17 protein-coding genes and 1 pseudogene are annotated in these 17261 nt (G+C 51.1%); 6 read left to right on the top strand and 12 right to left on the bottom strand.

All coding sequences use genetic code 11. From position 1 onward, the window contains the following. Window positions 1-158: 158 nt before the first annotated feature. The 7 genes from WG622_RS12700 to WG622_RS12670 form a co-directional block, all read right to left on the bottom strand. Complete coding sequence (locus WG622_RS12700; RefSeq protein WP_339403930.1) at window positions 159-620, bottom strand: hypothetical protein; 462 nt, start codon at window positions 618-620, stop codon at window positions 159-161. A 57-nt stretch (window positions 621-677) separates the two neighbouring features. Then, window positions 678-1118, bottom strand: coding sequence for a hypothetical protein (locus tag WG622_RS12695; protein ID WP_339403929.1), 441 nt, complete (start codon window positions 1116-1118; stop codon window positions 678-680). 36 nt (window positions 1119-1154) lie between these two features. Continuing rightward, window positions 1155-1631, bottom strand: a complete 477-nt coding sequence (locus WG622_RS12690) for a hypothetical protein (RefSeq protein ID WP_339403928.1) — start codon at window positions 1629-1631, stop codon at window positions 1155-1157. Between the two features lie 293 nt (window positions 1632-1924). After that, complete coding sequence (locus WG622_RS12685; RefSeq protein WP_339403927.1) at window positions 1925-2623, bottom strand: hypothetical protein; 699 nt, start codon at window positions 2621-2623, stop codon at window positions 1925-1927. An 83-nt stretch (window positions 2624-2706) separates the two neighbouring features. Continuing rightward, window positions 2707-3363 carry a leucine-rich repeat domain-containing protein gene (locus WG622_RS12680; protein WP_339403926.1) on the bottom strand — a complete coding sequence of 219 codons (657 nt, stop codon included), beginning with the start codon at window positions 3361-3363 and terminating at the stop codon, window positions 2707-2709. 382 nt (window positions 3364-3745) lie between these two features. Beyond that, window positions 3746-4045: a hypothetical protein gene (locus WG622_RS12675; RefSeq protein ID WP_339403925.1), complete on the bottom strand. Its 300-nt coding sequence runs from the start codon at window positions 4043-4045 to the stop codon at window positions 3746-3748. Between the two features lie 97 nt (window positions 4046-4142). Next, window positions 4143-4649, bottom strand: coding sequence for a hypothetical protein (locus WG622_RS12670; RefSeq protein WP_339403924.1), 507 nt, complete (start codon window positions 4647-4649; stop codon window positions 4143-4145). A gap of 132 nt (window positions 4650-4781) precedes the next feature. On the opposite strand from WG622_RS12670, the gene WG622_RS12665 reads away from it, so the two are divergent. Then, a complete protein-coding gene (locus tag WG622_RS12665) occupies window positions 4782-5102 on the top strand; it encodes an Imm53 family immunity protein (protein WP_339403923.1) in 321 nt (106 codons plus the stop codon). Window positions 5103-5164: 62 nt separating this feature from the next. Here the strand turns inward: WG622_RS12665 and WG622_RS12660 are convergent, their stop codons facing one another. Further along, complete coding sequence (locus WG622_RS12660; protein WP_339403922.1) at window positions 5165-5524, bottom strand: hypothetical protein; 360 nt, start codon at window positions 5522-5524, stop codon at window positions 5165-5167. Window positions 5525-5880: 356 nt separating this feature from the next. Here WG622_RS12660 and WG622_RS12655 point away from each other — a divergent pair, with 356 nt between their 5' ends. After that, complete coding sequence (locus WG622_RS12655; protein ID WP_339403921.1) at window positions 5881-6477, top strand: tyrosine-type recombinase/integrase; 597 nt, start codon at window positions 5881-5883, stop codon at window positions 6475-6477. 40 nt (window positions 6478-6517) lie between these two features. On the opposite strand, the gene WG622_RS12650 is transcribed toward WG622_RS12655, so the two are convergent. Beyond that, window positions 6518-8344, bottom strand: coding sequence for a recombinase family protein (locus WG622_RS12650; RefSeq protein WP_339403920.1), 1827 nt, complete (start codon window positions 8342-8344; stop codon window positions 6518-6520). 52 nt (window positions 8345-8396) lie between these two features. Here WG622_RS12650 and WG622_RS12645 point away from each other — a divergent pair. Continuing rightward, window positions 8397-9302, top strand: a pseudogene (locus tag WG622_RS12645) (YifB family Mg chelatase-like AAA ATPase); the annotation flags it as partial. Between the two features lie 24 nt (window positions 9303-9326). Here the strand turns inward: WG622_RS12645 and gshB are convergent. The 3 genes from gshB to rsmI all read right to left on the bottom strand — a co-directional run bounded on the left by gshB (window position 9327) and on the right by rsmI (window position 11662). Further along, on the bottom strand, window positions 9327-10259 hold the full coding sequence (gene gshB, locus WG622_RS12640; RefSeq protein WP_339403919.1) for a glutathione synthase: 933 nt from the start codon (window positions 10257-10259) through the stop codon (window positions 9327-9329). Window positions 10260-10320: 61 nt separating this feature from the next. Beyond that, window positions 10321-10782 carry a YraN family protein gene (locus WG622_RS12635; protein WP_339403918.1) on the bottom strand — a complete coding sequence of 154 codons (462 nt, stop codon included), beginning with the start codon at window positions 10780-10782 and terminating at the stop codon, window positions 10321-10323. 19 nt (window positions 10783-10801) lie between these two features. Continuing rightward, a complete protein-coding gene (gene rsmI / locus WG622_RS12630) occupies window positions 10802-11662 on the bottom strand; it encodes a 16S rRNA (cytidine(1402)-2'-O)-methyltransferase (RefSeq protein ID WP_339403917.1) in 861 nt (286 codons plus the stop codon). A 113-nt stretch (window positions 11663-11775) separates the two neighbouring features. On the opposite strand from rsmI, the gene WG622_RS12625 reads away from it, so the two are divergent. The 3 genes from WG622_RS12625 to murJ are packed head-to-tail and all read left to right on the top strand — an operon-like array spanning window position 11776 to window position 17250. Continuing rightward, complete coding sequence (locus WG622_RS12625) at window positions 11776-12948, top strand: penicillin-binding protein activator (protein ID WP_339403916.1); 1173 nt, start codon at window positions 11776-11778, stop codon at window positions 12946-12948. Next, window positions 12908-15715 (top strand): [protein-PII] uridylyltransferase, encoded by a 2808-nt coding sequence (locus WG622_RS12620; RefSeq protein ID WP_339403915.1) that lies wholly within the window; start codon window positions 12908-12910, stop codon window positions 15713-15715. Before WG622_RS12625 ends, WG622_RS12620 begins: the two co-directional genes overlap by 41 nt. Then, window positions 15712-17250: a murein biosynthesis integral membrane protein MurJ gene (gene murJ, locus WG622_RS12615; protein ID WP_339403914.1), complete on the top strand. Its 1539-nt coding sequence runs from the start codon at window positions 15712-15714 to the stop codon at window positions 17248-17250. Before WG622_RS12620 ends, murJ begins: the two co-directional genes overlap by 4 nt. Window positions 17251-17261 lie beyond the last annotated feature (11 nt).

Here is a 17261-nt window from a genome sequence, read left to right as displayed (position 1 = left end):
CACACCCGATACACAGAACGCCCCCCAAATTAGCAAGACCTGTGGCGTTGGTTCTGGCGCGTACCCAATCCAAAACGGGGCACTCCAAAACGCAAGGAAGACAGCTACTCTAAAGATAAACACTTTCAACAAGCCTTGCTCCTTAGTTGGACGTTTGTTCAAGGCAATGAAACCTCAGCTTGCCTAGCCCGGTAAATAAGATCGACGGTGGCACCGGCTAACTCAAGGTATTCGCAGATTTGAAGTTCGCGCCCCTTCAATTCCGTGCATTGTGAGACATCGCGAAAACTACTCGCAATCCTTCTTAGGGCTTTTTCATAGCTTCTCTTCCCAAAGGTATCTGGCTCGATACTGGCAGGAAGCTTTGGAAATAGTTGGCCGTAAAATGTACGCATCGAACTGCTCAACTCAGACAAGCAATCGCCTGAAAGATCGCCTACGCAAATGTCTCCAGCTGTTCCAACGCAAGACTGCTGCATCCAACCTCTGTACCGAGATTCTAGTGGCTCAATGACCTTGAGGCACTCGATCAGGTCAGGAGCTTTCGGCTTGCTGTCGTTTGCGAGCGTAAGGTTGGGAAAAGCCAGAAAAAATATGAAAAAAACTCTAAATTTGAGCATTTTGAAATCCTCAATACTCCTTAGTTGGACAAACTCATACTGGTAGTCTCCCGACTCCTAGCCACACAGCCACTCACCACAGTGGAAAAAGCGGTTCGTTATCATGTCACCAAAAGCCCAAACTAGAGTTCCGAAGAGCAATGACGCCGCTTCCACGATCGACAACCGGAAAGCCTGCGATCTCTTTTCGGCAATTAACGGGCGCAAGTCTAATTCGGGCGTTTGAGGTATGCCTTTCAGTTCAGAACGATGCGTAGCCGTAGACCGCTCCAGAATACCAATGAAAAGGCTCCATCCGACCACAACTGCGCCGGAGCGTTGAAACCATGTAAAGTCTAGTTCAGGAGTCGAATGCGAAAAATCCAAAGCGAGACCCGCAACAAGGATTCCGAATGAGATAAACCCGAATGCGACCACGAGCTTGGGTAAATCATATTGATACCAAGCCAGAAGCCTGTACTTCCAACCGTTGGGTGGGCCGGGGTCTTTATGATACACGACTATTCTCAAATCAATGACTCCTTTGATGGACAGCTATAATCTCACAAATGGAATCCGATTAAGAAATGCTTTTAGACGATCTTTCGCGAGTCTCATTTTTAGGCTGGGTCGAGTTTTGAAGTTGTTTTCCTCCAAAACAAAGTGAATTTCCAATACTCTCCTGTCGTTTGAATTCTCTTTTAGATGCGCCTCAAGTCGTTGCAAAATGTCGATTGGCACACAAGGGCACATTAGTGCTCTCAATGAAGAGTCCTTACTTCGTGCATTCGCGGTATCGAAGTAGTGATCCGCAATCAGAGGGAAACCATTTTCATAGTAGCTACAGGGCAAATTCATCAATTCGCCAACTGACTTCACAAATATCCCTAACTTTTCGAGGTCACGAATGACTTTTTTTTCGGCCTTTCTAGTTTCTACTAGACTTTCCTCGAAACGAGCATTCTTTTTAGCCATCAAAGACTGATATTCATGGTCATTTTCCAGTATCTTTAAGAAGTCGTCGGCTCTCAAAACTTGCTCCTTTTATGGACTTTTCGTCAGTTTTGTTGCGAGCCTAAAGATCGCGCGAACCAAGTGCCAAAATAAAACAATACCTGAACAGCCCCACGCCGAACCTGAAAGAAAGAATGCCCAGAGAAACAGTCCCTCTGACAGTTGAGTCGACAACACCATCAGAGGAATAGAGACAATCCAAACAACCAGCGCTTTAACCGGAGATATTGCCCAGATTGAATGCAGTATCTGCAAGGTCATTACTCCTTTTATGGACTTTTTCCAAAACTCTATGGGAGTTGGCATAACGCCTAAAATTGAGGTTCAGCGTTTTCTAGAAAACCGTATAGCTTTTCGAAAAGAAACATTGGTTCGTAGAAGCTATCTACTAGCTCGTTGTCAGTCGCGGTTTGGTTGTTTTTGCATGGTTTCCACAAGCCAATACCCAAAATTTTCCCTAGACTAAAGCTGGCTGCTTCTCCCGCGCTATCTGCAATTACGATTGTACCGAGAAGTGTAGGGTTCGCACAGTTTCTTCCGTATAACGACATGTTTAAGGAGAAATCTTTCGCGTGACCAAACTCTTTGGACATCTGAAACATGTACTCGCCATCCTGATAATGTTTGGCAATCAGGGCTTCCTTAAGATCAAGCTTGGTCAACAGGCTCTGAACGACGGTATCGGCCCTCTCAAAAGAAAATGACACGAAATCCGGGTCCAAAGCTGGCTCGTGCATGCAATGAAATTCTTGCAATACCAAGAAAGCTGCTTTTTTGTAGGCTCCTATAATCGCTGCGCTGAGTAATTCAGACTCCACACATGCTCGATTTTTTGCGACAGCAAAGCCGAGCTCTCTCGGGGTCATGTCGAGGTCTTCAAACTGGCCCAAGACCAATCGCGCCACGGCATCGCATAGCTCCAGTGACTTTGAGTTGCTTGTCGACGCTGAAAAATACCAAAAGTCTAGTAGTTGCTCGACAGTCCTTTTGAAGGGTTCTTCGATATACATTTCAAGCTTTCTCGCTGCTCCTTTGATGGATTAATTTAACCTTTGTACTCAAAGCTGATAGCCTCTGTTTGCTTCATGAACCGTCACGCCGGAAAGTGTTTTTCAATGGGTTTTGAAGATATCTGACGACATGCTGCCACCTTCAGAGTTCTCATTGTTTTTAATTCATCGAGTTCAGTAACCGATCCAAGGCTTGGGCAGTTATAGAAATTTACTTCCTCGAGTTTCTGAAGGTTATGAACACCTGCTAGCGTTTGAAGCCTTCTAGAAGTTAAGGCCAATCGGCGTAGGCGCGGCGTCCGAAAGTGCCGCAGGTTTTCAAATGGATAATTTTGTATGTTGACGTATTCCAAGGTATCTATGGAAAGCATTGGAGCTATGTGTTTGCTCCAACGAGCCATCAATACTCGGAGAGGCGGACGCCAGTTCGACAATCCTCTGGTGTTGCTTACTTGCAAACCGAGGATTTCTACGTTGCTAAGCTCGGCCAACGGAGAAATGTCTTCAATCCCGTCGTGGTACACTTCCACGCTCTTGAGAAACTGTAAGTCCACGATGAAATCTAACGGCTGCGCTTTGCACCCAAAACCGGGCGATGGAACACGCAAAGCCGATATACGTTGTTGTCGCATCATAACAGCAAACTTTTGTTGCCATGATGACTGAAGGATAAAAACCTTCCCTGAAACGTGTTCGTGGTCAATTATTTGATATTGTGTCTCTTCTGAAGATCGGAACATAAAATCAACCCGATTACACTGAACAACTGCGCGCCCAATAATGGATTCGTGAGTTTGGCATGATTGCTCCTTTTATGGACTCATATGCTTAAGGGTAAAACCAAATCAACATCGCTGCCGAAACCAACGCAGCTACTCCTGCAATGATTATGTAAACGCTACGGGCGGGCAGTCGCCTCCGCCCAAACTCTTCAATGACGACGCCAAATAGTAAACCCGGGAAGAAAATCGGGAGTGCGCTAGTGTTTTCCAAGCCAATCATATGAGCGTAGGTGACTACGGCGAGAGCAAGGTATCCAGTGCAGAGAATGATGCCAATTCCCAATAAGTAGAATATAGAACCAATTATTCGATCACCCAAAACGCGCACCTTAGATGGATTTTATTCGTATAATTTTCCGAGCAAGAGGACTTCGGTAGCAAGCTTCCAAGGATTGGAGCCGTAGTGCGTTCCGTCAGGATCACCAAGCCTGTTGTCTCGCGCGCCAGCCACAGCAGCTTCAAGGAAAGAATCTATTGTTGTGTTTTCCCAGCCGCAATCCGCTCCATAGGTATTGGGATTCTGTAAGCCCGCCGAAGCGAATGTATTTGCCCAATCTTTGCGCATGGCCTCCAAGAAAGCTAGGAAAGCAGGGAAGTCTTCCACCTTTGAGGCAATCTCTTGAAGATCAATTGCGGTCATTGAGATTTTGCTCCTTAATTGGACTTTCAAAGGAACAACAAAAGTACATCAATTCAAACTCGGTTTTCTATCCTTTGAACTACAGAAACTAACATGGTCAATGGAGTACAATTTTGAAGTCTAATGGTCCCTTTTTGAGTTCGCTTGGAGAATGAGGATAAATGTTTTGATCATACCAATCCGTGATAACGCTTAAGCTAGGAAAGCCGTCTGGTGGGAATGAAGCCATTTCTTTTTTTAGACTACTAATCCAAATCGATTGTTGTCCTTTGACTAACCACCAACCTTCCTCCGGGTCGTCAATTCCCTTTATTCCTGCCTGTCGAAAGGTTGGGAGGATCGCCTCAAGTTCCGTCAGTTCCCTTTCCGCGACTATGTTAATCTCTGGTTCATTCAAGATGTACTTTAAAGGAAGCCGGAAATGAGTTTTGTATTTTCGAAGATCAAGTAATTCCTGCATCGCAGTTAGTCTAGTGTGAAACTTCTGGTCAAACATGAAGACAATCTGCCCCATTTCCTTTTGATCGTGAGTGCAAATGCCATAAACAAAGTACTCGGGGAGCCTTAACTCCACAATTTTTCCGATTAGTTTCTTAGAGTTCATCGACGATCACCTCAAATCAACGGGCGTAAAAAAAACCAATATCTTGCTCCTTTTATGTATTTTTTGTCAAAACTCGCTGAACAGTCGGGTGTCTTATTTAACCCATAATTGAAGTACAAGTTGCGAGACCAAATGAAATTTAAGGAAATGAACATCGACCTTCCACTTATCAAACTGCAAAATTGGTACGTGTCAAACTGCGATGGAGACTGGGAGCATACTTACGGTTTCAAGCTAGAAACATTAGACAACCCCGGATGGACCATCACAGTCGATCTGGATGAAACGCATCAGGAAGATCAGGACTTCACTGAAAGTAAGATCAACTATGAACACAAAACTCGATGGTTAGTCGTTTCGAAAGAAGGGTCAAAACTCAAAGGTGCCTGCGGGCCGCTAGAACTGGAAACTATGCTTGTCCTTGTGGCGGAATGGCTACAGCCTCGTGAATAGAAATAATGTGTTGGCGAAATCCCACTTTTTCGCATTGCCGCCCCCTTGCTCCTTAGGTGGACTCAGTAGAGTCTATTCGGATTGAGAGGCGCTCTTTCATGCACTCCCCACATATCTTCGCGTGAACCAGTTGAAAGGTGTATTTTCCCGTATCGAGAGCAAAGATCACGGACCTGATCTTCTGTGAGGTTGTTCCAGCTCGCGATGGCTCGGGTGGATCTATAACGATTATTGCTATTTTGCTTTTCAGAGCAATTGGCTTTTAGCCAATTGTAGATCTTGCCCATCAAATAGCGGTCCATTGCAAATCTACTAATCCAAGTGACAGCCGTTGCGGAAACAGCGGCCACGCCACCACCCACGGCGCCAACAACAATAAGCTGGAAAATTGTTGGGTCCGAGACTATCGAGTGTTCAGCCATTTGGTACCTACCTATCATCCGTTGGGTCTTCTGGGTTCAGCAGCTTATAGTCACTGACCCTCTTATAAACTTTCGAGCGGCTGCTAAAACGCATTTTGTTTCCGGCGACACAATTCTGAAGCCACTGCAAAATATGAACCTATTTCGACAAAGTACTTACGGTCAAACTGGGTCTGCTAAGCGAGAGCATTCAAAAGAAATCAAACGTTTCTAAATTCTACTTGTTATAGAATTGTCATTATATAATCAGTTTGTATAAACTGTTGTAAAATAACTATATTTTACTGATCTTGAGTTGTGTACTGGAGAATCAGATTATTTTAAAATCCATTTGAAACAATCATAATGAGTTTTCGATGGCTCTTTCTAAGCAAGCTAAAACCTTAAACCAGAAGCAGATAAAATTTGTACTTGAGTATCTGGGGAACGGGCGAAACGCACTCCGAAACCAAGTCGTGTTTCTGCTGTCGGTTAAAGCTGGTTTGCGAGCTAAGGAAATCGCCAACCTCAAGTGGGAAATGGTTATGAACTCAGACGGTTCTCTCTCAAACGAGATTGGGCTTGTCAATGTTGCTTCCAAAGGCATCTCTGGTCGAAAAATTCCAATAAACAGAATACTTAAGGCGAAACTAGCAGAGCTATTCGTTGATGCCGACTATGTATCAAGTGAGACATCAAATAGTTTCGTCATCCGTACAGAGCGTTCGAATGGAACTTCGCCTCAAGTAATCGTAAACTTGTTTAGCAAATGGTATAACGACCTCGGGTTGGTCGGTTGCTCCTCTCACAGCGGAAGGCGGACATTCATCACAAACGCCGCAAGAAAGATCGCAATGGTCAATGGTTCGCTTAGGGATGTCCAGTACCTAGCTGGTCATTCATCTTTGCAAACTACCGAGCGGTATATCGAATACTCCGAGAAGGCTCGACAAAAGTTAGTAGATATTATTTGACCTTGTTACGTACTGCTTTGGCTTAGTTTCAAAGCTAAAATTAATTCACACCTATACTGCGATGGAGATCTTTTCCGGTTTCTCGGTCAATTCTGAAGAACAAACCGTCATGTAGAACTCCCCTCAATTCAAGGTTCTTAAAGTGAATGTAGAACTTAAGCATGAACTCTTGGTGCTTTTGAAACCCGTATTCTGACGCAACAAATTCAATTGCTGATTGATACTTCCACCGCTCATTTTTGTTTGCCTTAAACCAGTCTAAGAAATCATCGGAAAGGTCATCTTCGGAATACAATTCTTCGCGGATGTCTTCTATGTGAAATGAAGGGGAATTGTCGACGTAAATCACATCGATAATTTTTTTTAGTGTATGGTTCATGTCTCGACGAAAATCCGCAGCTTCTTGTGATCCTCGATCTAAATCTGCTCGCTCGGTAGATTTGGTTTTTAGGTCTGAGCTTATCTGTGAATTGGACTGGTAGTTAAATTTCTCCAGCTCGGCTTGTGCTGCCTCTACAGCGTTTTCGGCTTGACCAATCTGCTTGTCTAATTGGTTTAGTCTGTCTCTCAATCGTGTCTTGATGCTGTTTGAAAGGCCAGGGTCGAGTAGTTCGTCGGTAAGCAAGTCTAGCTTAGTTGTCAGTCGCTTAAGATCGCTTTTTTCGTCGACAACCTTCAATTCCAGTTTTCGGACATGATCCTTGGCTGTTTGGCTTTCCAAAGAAGCTGTCAAACTTAGGTCTGAAATTACAGAAAAGAATAGATCTTCAAAGGCTTGGTACTTAACTGCTTTGGCATTGCATTTTTTTCTGTTCTGTAGAGCTGCTGAGCATTGAAGTGTTACGGTAGCTTTGGGACCAGTTCCGCGATCTCTGTATCGTAACGAAGATTTGCACTTAGAACATTTGAGTAATCCAGTGAATAGGTTTGGAAATCTCTTACCTTTTCGACCTCGGCCGTTTATTGTTCTTTGATGAATTCGTTCTTGGGCAAGTTTAAAGTCTGCTTCTGAAATGACTGCAGGGTAGTAATCGTTGATGGGGTCGCAGGCCGGGATTCGTAGTCCATCCACCATTTTCATTGGTTGAAACTGGCCAAATACTGTAGGAGACTTCAAAACTTTCTTTACAAATGACTCGCTCCATTCATTAGACCCACTGCGCAATTCTTTGTCACTCTTTGGGTAGCGTCCTGGGTTACTGTTCAGATGTCTGGTAATCGCATAAGAACCCATATTTCGCTCAATTGTCAGTTCGAAAATCGATCTTACAACGTTCGCTTGAGCCTCTATCAAAGTGAAACTTGAAACAACACCCTCGCTATTTCGAGTCGGTTTAATCCAACTTGGAGATTTTGACGTAAGAATTCTTGATCTGTCATTTCTCTTCTTTTCCCACGCCGCACTCAGCCTTCTCGATTTCGTTTTTGACTCGTCGTAAGCTCGCATCATCTGACCCACAGAAAGCATGAGTAGCCCCATGTCCGAGCTAACTTTGTCTTTCGTGTAAATCTGACCGTCAAATAAAGTATGAATCTCGATCCCATACTTTAGGATCTCAGCGAACTGCAACATAGCCGTCAGTGGATCTTGTCGAGAGAGTCGGTCTAGGTTTTCCACTAACAAAACTGCTTTGTGATCTAAGGAATTGCTTCTCAAACTTTCGAAGAAAAGCCCCAATCTTCCTTTTTCTCGATGCACGCCGGAAAATCCCGATACTCCGACGTCACGAAGTTCCTCTACAAGTTCGAGATTTTGGGAAGAACAATATTCTTCCGCGAGTTTTTTCTGTCTAGCGAGAGAATGGCCTTTTAGCTGGGCCTCAGTGGACAACCTGATGTAGGAAATTGCTTTTCTACGTTCGTTCATAATTTCCCCAACTCAGTTCGATATCTAGTTTTTATCATAAAATAAGCGATCGCAAATAGTGGCTTTAATTAGACCTAATATATTGCTGATCGGTACGCCGGGGTCTGGCAAATCCATGCTGGCGGCGCGCATGCCCTCCATTCTGCCCCCCCTCACGCCAGAAGAAGCGCTGGAAACCAGCATGATCCATTCCATCGCAGGACTGCTCGATCAAGGCGGCATTTCCCGAACGCGTCCGTTTCGCGAACCGCATCACACAGCCTCAATGCCCGCGATTGTCGGAGGCGGACGGCGCGCGCAACCTGGTGAAATCAGCCTCGCGCATAATGGCGTGCTCTTTATGGACGAATTTCCAGAGTTCACGCGGAATGTTTTGGAAACCCTGAGACAACCGATTGAAACAGGGCGTGTGCTGGTGTCCCGCGCCAATGCGCACGTGAGTTATCCCTGCAAATTTTCCCTTATTGCGGCAGCAAACCCCTGTCGCTGCGGGTTCATGTATGATCCCGCCCAAGCCTGTGCCCGCGTACCGGTCTGTGGCAAAGAATACCTCGACCGCATTTCTGGCCCGTTGATGGATCGCCTCGACCTGCGCCTCGAAGTGCCACCCGTGGAATTCCAAGACCTCGACCGACCCGCAGATGGCGAGACCTCGGCCACCGTTGCCGCACGTGTCGCCCGCGCCCTCGCGTTTCAATCCAAGCGTTTTGCCGGTGTGGACGACCTACGCACCAATGCAGACTTGCAAGGCAAACAACTGGAAGAGGTCGCAACACCTGATGCAGAAGGGCGTGAGCTGATGCTGATGGCGGCTGAAAAATTCAACATCACGGCGCGCGGCTATCACCGCATTCTGCGTATTTCGCGCACCATTGCTGACCTCGACGAAAGCCCCGAGGTGTTGGGGCCCCATGTTGCTGAGGCCCTAAGCTATCGGATTGTTCGCGAAAACGAGTAATCGGAGACGCAAGCCAAACAAGACTTAGAGCTTTGCCTCGATCGCTTGCCAGATCTTCTCGGCAATATTCACGCCGTCAAAACGCTCGAGTTCCTGAATGCCGGTTGGCGACGTTACATTGATTTCGGTCAGATAGTCGCCAATCACATCGATCCCGACAAAGACCTGCCCTTTTTCACGCAGCAAAGGGCCAATCGCAGCGCAAATTTCGAGGTCGCGGTCCGTGAGGCCGATTTTTTCGGGGCGGCCACCAACGTGCATATTGCTGCGCGTTTCGCCCGCAGCTGGAACGCGGTTGATCGCCCCCACGGGTTCGCCATCCACCAGGATCACGCGTTTATCGCCATTGCTTACGTCGGGCAGGAATTTCTGTACAATGAGCGGCTCACGGCTGAACCCCGTGAAGAGCTCGTGCAAAGACGTCAGGTTGCGGTCGTTCGCATCCAGCCGGAACACCCCAGCGCCGCCGTTGCCATAAAGCGGCTTGAGAATCACATCGCCATGCTTGGCTTTGAAGCTTTTGATTGTCTCCAGATCCCGCGCAATTGTGGTCGGCGGCGTCAATTGCGGGAAATCAAGAACCAACAGTTTCTCGGGATAGTTGCGTACCCAAAACGGGTCATTGACCACCAGCAAGTCATCTTTCAGACGATCAAGCAGATGCGTCGATGTGATGTAGTGCATGTCAAATGGAGGATCCTGACGCAGCCAGATCACATCGAAACTCGCCAGATCAACATGTTCCAACGGCCCAAGATCCACGTGATTGCCCTGCTCGCGCCGCACAGTCATCCGGTGGCCCTTGGCGGTTATCAGACCCTCTTCATAGGCAAGCTGATCGGGCCCATAAAAGAACAACTCATGCCCCCGCGCCTGCGCCTCTTCTGCAAGGCGAAACGAGCTGTCGGCGTTGATATCAACGCCGGTGATCGGGTCCATCTGGAAGGCGATTTTCATGGGCAGTCCTCAAATTCACTGCCCTTTACATGGCGCAGAGGCCTAAAGCTTGCAATGGCAGCTAGGTCGCCCAGAGCGCATTTTCACGAATTTCTGTTTCGCCGCGTCCATTCACCAAAGCCACGTCAAACCGCATATCCGTCAATTGCCCCTTTGGTTCACCCGCCACAAACACGCTGGCCGCTTGCATCAAACGGCGGATCTGCGCCGGGCGCAATGACTGAACCGCGCGATCAAAATCAGAACTTTGTTTCACTTCGACAAAGACGCAACCGCCGCCGTCGCGATAGATCAAGTCGATTTCGCCGCCGCCACCGCGCCAGCGACGAGCAAGGATTTCATAGCCCCTTTGTTGATAGAGACGATCCACGGTTGCCTCAGCGGCTTGCCCCGCAAAATAGGCGCGCCGGCCACGTACCTGGCGTTTTTGCAAGGCGGGATTTTCATCCGATCCTGCATCAAAATTCAATTCAAGTTGAACGGGCTTTGCATTGGCAAAATGGCTGGGTCGGTCAATAAACATTGGGTTTCCTGAGGTCGGTTTAGACGGATGACTTTAGGTTTAGGGCCAATGCGTAAATTTTCCGTTTGTTTTGACCGGTGGCTTGGGCCACCGTTTCCGCGGCATCGCGAACCGACATGGTTTCAAGCGCTTTGCGCACCGCCGCTTCGATATCGTCTTGCCCGAGCTCTTGCTTTGAGGCGCGGTCGATCAGGACCACGATCTCACCCTTAACGGAAGATTTTTCCAAATCCGAAACCAGATCACCCAGCGGTCCCCGTTTCACTTCTTCGAATTTCTTGGTGATTTCTCTGCACACGGCTGCAGATCTGGTCGCGCCCAAAACGTCTGCTGCATCTGTCAACATGTCCGCCAATCGTTTCGGGCTTTCATAAAACACCAGCGTGCCCGGAATTTCGCGCAAACTGTCCAGCTTGTTGCGGCGTGCCGATTTGCTGTTTGGCAGGAAACCCTCAAAGAAGAACGCATCTGTCGGCAGCCCTGCCAGCGTGAGCGCGCTGATCACGGCCGAGGGGCCCGGCGCTGTGGTCACCTGATGGCCCGCGTCGGCGGCTTCTTTGGACAGGTGATATCCGGGATCTGCGATCAGAGGCGTTCCGGCCTCGCTCGCATAGGCCACCGATTTGCCCGCCGCCAGTAAATCGAGAAGTTTCGCGCGCGCACCTGGGCTGGAATGGTCGTGATAGGCCAGAACCTGCCGCCCATTTAAGGGCACCCCATGGATCTCGAGCAATCTGCGCAAAGATCGCGTATCCTCGGCGGCGATGACATCTGCACTTGCCAGCACGTCCAGGGCACGCAAGGTGATGTCTCGGGCGGTGCCAATCGGGGTCGCCACAAAGTAGAGACCCGGGGTCAACCGTTTGATTTCATAATTCAACGCTGGACCCTCCGGCGTGCACGTTTATTATTCGCCTCATTGGGGGCAACCAATCCGGCGGGACAGGCAACCAAGCCACATATCCCGCTTAGGCTAGGAATGAGGATAGTTCTATGGGTTCCGCTTTTAAGCTTCGTCGCCGCTTTGTGAAAGGGGCACTTGTGCTTGCAACTGCCGTCGGCATCGCTGCCTGCGAACCGATTGCCTTGGGTGGAGGGCCTTCGATCAATACCACGGCGCCTGTGCCCGTGGCTCTGTTGGTCCCAAAGACCTCTGAAGCGGCAGGCGATGCGACGCTCGCGCAAAGCCTCGAGAACGCGGCGCGTCTGGCGATTGCGGATCTGCAGGGAGTGCAGATTGATATGCGCGTCTATGACACCGCAGGCGATGTGCAGACCGCGCAGAACGCGGCACGTCAAGCGGTCGAAGATGGAGCCAAGATCATTCTGGGGCCGGTACGCTCTGCGCCAACCAATGCGGTGGGTCTGGCCATGGCAGGGACTGGTATCAATGTACTGTCCTTCTCGAACAACCCGTCGATTGCAGGCGGCAACGTCTTTGTTTTGGGTGCGACTTTCCAGAACACAGCAGATCGTTTGGTCGAGTTCGCGACCCGAAATGGCAAGAACAGCTATGTGACGGTGCACGCCGAGAACGTCGCGGGCGAAGCCGGGCGTGATGCGATTATCAATGCGGTCAACGCAAATGGCGCGGTCAACTCCGGTGCAGTGAGCTATCAATTCTCGCAACAGGGTGCGATTCAGGCCGTAAACGAAGTGCGCGATCTGGTCGAAGACACCGCAGCCGACGCGCTTTTCCTGACCGCCGATGCCTCTGGTGCTTTGCCGTTCCTCGCGGAACTCATGCCCGAAGCCGGGATTACGGCTGAAAAAGTCCAGTACATGGGCCTGACCCGCTGGGACGCGACACCGCAGACTCTGGCGCTCAAGGGCGTACAAGAGGGATGGTTTGCGCTACCTGATCCTGCGCTCACCAGCCAGTTCAACAGCCGTTACACCGATGCATTTGGCGGCAAGCCCCACGCAATCAGCGGTTTGGCCTATGATGGTGTTGCAGCCATCGGAGCTCTTGTGGCAGAGGGACGCAGCAATGCTCTGACCACCGATGCGCTGACCCAAGGCGCGGGCTTTCAGGGTGTAAACGGAATTTTCCGTCTGCGTGCAGATGGAACAAACGAACGCGGGCTGGCAGTGGCCACTGTGCGTGACAAACAGGTTGTTATCCTTGACCCAGCTCCAAGAAGTTTCGCCGGAACAGGTTTCTAAATCCGCTGGGTTTCTTCCGAACCCGCCCAAAGACCTGATCTGCGATCCAGATCTCATCGTCGACCGCGCCAAACTTGGCGCGGCTTTGGCGGACTTATGTGCCTCAACGCAAGACGCGAAAGAGATCCGCAATGGCGTGGTTTCCCTGTTGCGCGACGTGCAGAAAACCGGACGGGCTGCCATTGAGGCGGGGTTTGAGACCCGCCCTTTTAATGCCGGCCCGCTGACACGCGCCTATACTTGGCTGACGGATTGCATGGTGACTACGACCCACCATGTGGCGATCACCTACCTGCATCCTTTGGCCACGCCGACCGAAGGCGAAAAGATCGCTCTGTTTGCCGTTGGTGGTTATGGGCGTGGCGAAATGGCCCCACAGTCCGACGTCGATCTGCTATTTCTGACGCCCTACAAAATCACGCCCTGGGCTGAGAGCGTCATTGAGTCGATGCTCTATATGCTCTGGGATTTGCGGCTCAAGGTCGGGCACAGCTCGCGGACGGTCAAAGATTGTGTGCGCCTTGGCGGCGAGGATTTCACCATTCGCACCGCCCTGCTAGAGCAGCGCTTTCTGGCGGGCTTCGCGCCTTTGGGCCAAGAGCTGCCTGCCAAATTGGAAGCTGACCTGTTCAAAGGCAGCGAACGACAATTCATCGAAGCAAAGCTGGCAGAACGCGATGCGCGTCACGTTAAACAGGGTGCGCGCTATGTGGTGGAGCCCAACGTCAAAGAAGGCAAAGGGGGCTTGCGCGACCTGCAGTCGCTCTTTTGGATCGCGAAATACGTCTATCATGTGAATGACGTGCGCGAATTGGTTGGGCTTGGTCTGTTCCGGCAAGAGGAATTCGAACTCTTTGCCCGCGCCGAGAATTTCCTCTGGGCGACCCGCGCGCATCTGCATCTTTTGGCGAAACGACCGATGGAGCAGCTGAGCTTTGACATGCAGGTCATGGTCGCCGAGCGCATGGGCTATGAGGACAAAGCCGGACGGCGCGCGGTCGAAATCTTTATGCAGGAGTACTTCCGTCACGCGACGGCCGTGGGGGATCTAACCCGCATTTTGCTGACCAAACTGGAAGCGCGCCACGCCAAGGCGCCTGCTTTGATGGAGCGGATTTTCAAACGCAAACGCAAGGTCAAGGATGGCTATAAAGTCATCCACAACCGTCTTGCGATTGCGAATGACAAAGCCTTCCTGACCGACAAGCTGAACATATTGCGTCTGTTCGAAGAGGGGCTGCGAACTGGCCTTTTGATCCACCCGGACGCGATGCGATTGGTCACAGCGAACCTGAATCTGATCGACGATGCCTTCCGCAAAGACAAACAGGCGGCCAAGATCTTTCTGGATACGCTGCTTAAACACGGCAACCCTGAACGCGCTTTGCGAAGGATGAATGAACTGGGTGTCTTGTCCGCATTCATCCCCGAATTCGAGCCGATTGTCGCGATGATGCAGTTCAACATGTATCACAGCTATACAGTGGACGAGCACACGATCCAGGTGATCTCGCAGCTCACTAAAATCGAGCAGGATATGCTGGAAGAAGAGCTTCCACTGAGTTCCAGCATTCTGCGGCAAGGTATCAACCGCAAGGTCATGATCGTAGCACTATTGCTGCATGACATCGGCAAAGGGCGCGAAATCGATCACTCGATTTTGGGTGCACAGATTGCCAAGAAAGTCGCACCGCGCCTAGGTCTGAACAAAGACGACTGTGAGACGGTGGAATGGCTGGTGCGCTCGCATCTGTTGATGTCGGATGTGGCGCAGAAACGCGACCTCTCTGACCCGCGCACGATCCGTGATTTCGCCAAAGCGGTGGGCAGCGTCAAGCGGTTGGATCTGCTGACCGTTCTGACCGTCTGTGACATTCGCGGCGTCGGACCGAATACATGGAACAACTGGAAAGCCACGCTGATCCGCTCGCTTTACGGTTTGACCCGGACGGTGCTGGAAGACGGTATGGAAGCGATCAACCGGACGAACCGCGGCGCTGAAGCGCGCAAGGCACTGCGCAAGGCATTAGCGGGATGGGATCCCAAGGTCGTCAAACAGGAAACGTCACGCCATTACGACGCCTATTGGCAGGGTCTGCCGCTGGAAGCGCAAACTGTCTTTGCCACCCTCTTGCAGGATCTGGGCGATGATGAGATCCGGATTGATCTGCACCCTGACACCGATCGCGATGCGACGCGTGTTCTTTTTGCCATTGCAGACCACCCCGGAATTTTCTCGCGCCTCGCGGGGGCTTTGGCGCTGGTCGGAGCCAATGTGGTCGACGCACGGACCTATACAACCAAGGACGGCTACGCGACGGCCGCTTTCTGGATTCAGGATGCCGAAGGCCACCCGTATGAGGCCAACCGCCTAGATCGCCTGTCGCGCACGATTCACAAGACGCTGAAAGGCGAAGTGGTCACCTCCGAGGCGATGAAATCCCGCGATGTGCTCAAGAAGCGTGAGCGTGCCTTTAAGGTGCCGACCACGATCACCTTCGACAATGACGGCTCAGAACTCTACACCATCATCGAGGTCGACACCCGCGACCGTCCGGGCCTCTTGTTTGACCTGACGCGCACCCTGGCCAATAGCAATATCTATATCGCCTCCGCCGTGATCGCGACCTATGGCGAGCAGGTCGTGGATACCTTCTATGTCAAAGACATGTTCGGGTTGAAGTTCCACACCGAAAGCAAACTCAAGACGCTTGAGAAACGCCTGAAAGACGCAATCGACAAAGGTTCTGAAAGGGCCAATGCATGAAGCCGATCCGGCTCATACGCGGGTTTCTGACCGTCGGGTTCTGGACCCTCATGAGCCGCGTTTTAGGCTTTGCCCGAGAGATCCTGATCCTTGGCCTGATCGGTCCGGCTGGCGGCATGGACGCTTTTGTGGCGGCCTTCCGCCTGCCCAATATGTTCCGTCGTTTCTTTGCCGAAGGCGCGTTTAACGCGGCCTTTGTGCCGATGTTTTCCAAGAAATATGAGGCGGACGAAGGCGCAACCAAATTCGCAACGGACGCCTTCAACGGGCTGGCCTTTGCCGTCCTGAGCCTCACCGCCTTGGCGATGATCTCCATGCCTGCACTGGTCTGGGCCACAGCCGAAGGGTTTTATGGCGACCCGCGTTTTGACGTGACCGTGGGCTACGGACGGATCGTGTTCCCCTACATCGTTTTCATGTCGCTAGCCGCGCTGTTTTCAGGTGTTCTGAATGCCACGGGGCGCTTTGCCGTCGCCGCCGCCGCGCCGGTGTTGCTCAACATCTTCGCCGTCACCGCGATGGCGCTGGCCTATGCGATGGGCCAAGAGGTCATCACCTGGCTGATCTGGACGATCCCGATTGCAGGCGTTGCGCAATTGGCTCTGGTTTGGTCCGCTGCCAGCCGCGCCGGTATTAGAATCCGCCCCGGCCTGCCGCGCTGGACACCGGATATGTCTCAGATGGTAAAGGTCGCTGTGCCAGCAGCCCTTGCGTCAGGCGTCATGCAGATCAACCTCGTCGTCGGCCAACTCGTGGCCTCCCGCACCGAAGGCGCGGTGAGCTGGCTTTTCGCGGCAGACCGCCTCTATCAACTGCCCCTCGGCGTGATTGGCATTGCTGTGGGCATCGTACTGCTGCCGGATCTGTCGCGTCGTTTGAAATCAGGAGACGACACGGGCGCGCGCAATGCCTATTCCCGCGCCTCAGAGTTCGCGTTGGCTTTGACCCTCCCAAGTACCATTGCGCTTCTGGTCATTCCTTTGCCACTGGTCTCGGTCATGTATGAACGGGGTGCCATGACGCCAGCAGACACCCAAGCCATCGCTTGGGCAACAGCCATCTACGGCCTCGGCCTGCCCGCTTTTGTGCTGCAAAAAACCCTGCAACCACTGTTCTTTGCCCGCGAAGACACCAAGTCCCCCTTCCGCTATGCAGTCTGGGCCATGGTCATCAACGCAGCGCTTGCCTTTGGCCTCCATCCTTACATCGGCTGGATGGCCCCAGCGGTCGCGACCACCGCCGCCGCTTGGATCATGGTGCTGCAACTGGCTCTGGGCGCGCGTCGCTTCGGAGAAGTCACCCGATTTGATGCGCGGTTTAAATCCAAACTCTGGCGGATCGCGCTGGCGTCCCTGATCATGGGCGTGGCGATTTTCGCTCTCGCTGAGGCCCTCAGCTCTGCGCTCATAGCGGATGGCATCCGCTATCTGGCGCTTGCGGGATTGGTCTTTGCAGGCATGGCGATCTATTTCGGCACCGCGCATGTCATCGGCGGCATCAACCTCAAAGAACTCCGCCGCGGCGGGCGCGCCTAGGGTTCATCTTG

It is taken from the genome of Cognatishimia coralii (assembly GCF_037478305.1).
In the GTDB taxonomy this organism is placed as follows: Bacteria; Pseudomonadota; Alphaproteobacteria; order Rhodobacterales; family Rhodobacteraceae; genus Cognatishimia; species Cognatishimia coralii.
This window is presented reverse-complemented; position numbering and strand designations above follow the sequence as displayed.

Coding starts and splice junctions, on each gene's coding strand:
- WG622_RS12650 (WP_339403920.1), bottom strand. CDS start 8,344: ATGAACGAACGTAGAAAAGCAATTTCCTACATCAGGTTGTCCACTGAG.
- murJ (WP_339403914.1), top strand. CDS start 15,712: ATGAAGCCGATCCGGCTCATACGCGGGTTTCTGACCGTCGGGTTCTGG.
- WG622_RS12700 (WP_339403930.1), bottom strand. CDS start 620: ATGCTCAAATTTAGAGTTTTTTTCATATTTTTTCTGGCTTTTCCCAAC.
- WG622_RS12660 (WP_339403922.1), bottom strand. CDS start 5,524: ATGGCTGAACACTCGATAGTCTCGGACCCAACAATTTTCCAGCTTATT.
- WG622_RS12625 (WP_339403916.1), top strand. CDS start 11,776: ATGGGTTCCGCTTTTAAGCTTCGTCGCCGCTTTGTGAAAGGGGCACTT.
- WG622_RS12685 (WP_339403927.1), bottom strand. CDS start 2,623: ATGTATATCGAAGAACCCTTCAAAAGGACTGTCGAGCAACTACTAGAC.
- gshB (WP_339403919.1), bottom strand. CDS start 10,259: ATGAAAATCGCCTTCCAGATGGACCCGATCACCGGCGTTGATATCAAC.
- WG622_RS12655 (WP_339403921.1), top strand. CDS start 5,881: ATGGCTCTTTCTAAGCAAGCTAAAACCTTAAACCAGAAGCAGATAAAA.
- WG622_RS12635 (WP_339403918.1), bottom strand. CDS start 10,782: ATGTTTATTGACCGACCCAGCCATTTTGCCAATGCAAAGCCCGTTCAA.
- WG622_RS12665 (WP_339403923.1), top strand. CDS start 4,782: ATGAAATTTAAGGAAATGAACATCGACCTTCCACTTATCAAACTGCAA.
- WG622_RS12675 (WP_339403925.1), bottom strand. CDS start 4,045: ATGACCGCAATTGATCTTCAAGAGATTGCCTCAAAGGTGGAAGACTTC.
- WG622_RS12680 (WP_339403926.1), bottom strand. CDS start 3,363: ATGTTCCGATCTTCAGAAGAGACACAATATCAAATAATTGACCACGAA.
- WG622_RS12670 (WP_339403924.1), bottom strand. CDS start 4,649: ATGAACTCTAAGAAACTAATCGGAAAAATTGTGGAGTTAAGGCTCCCC.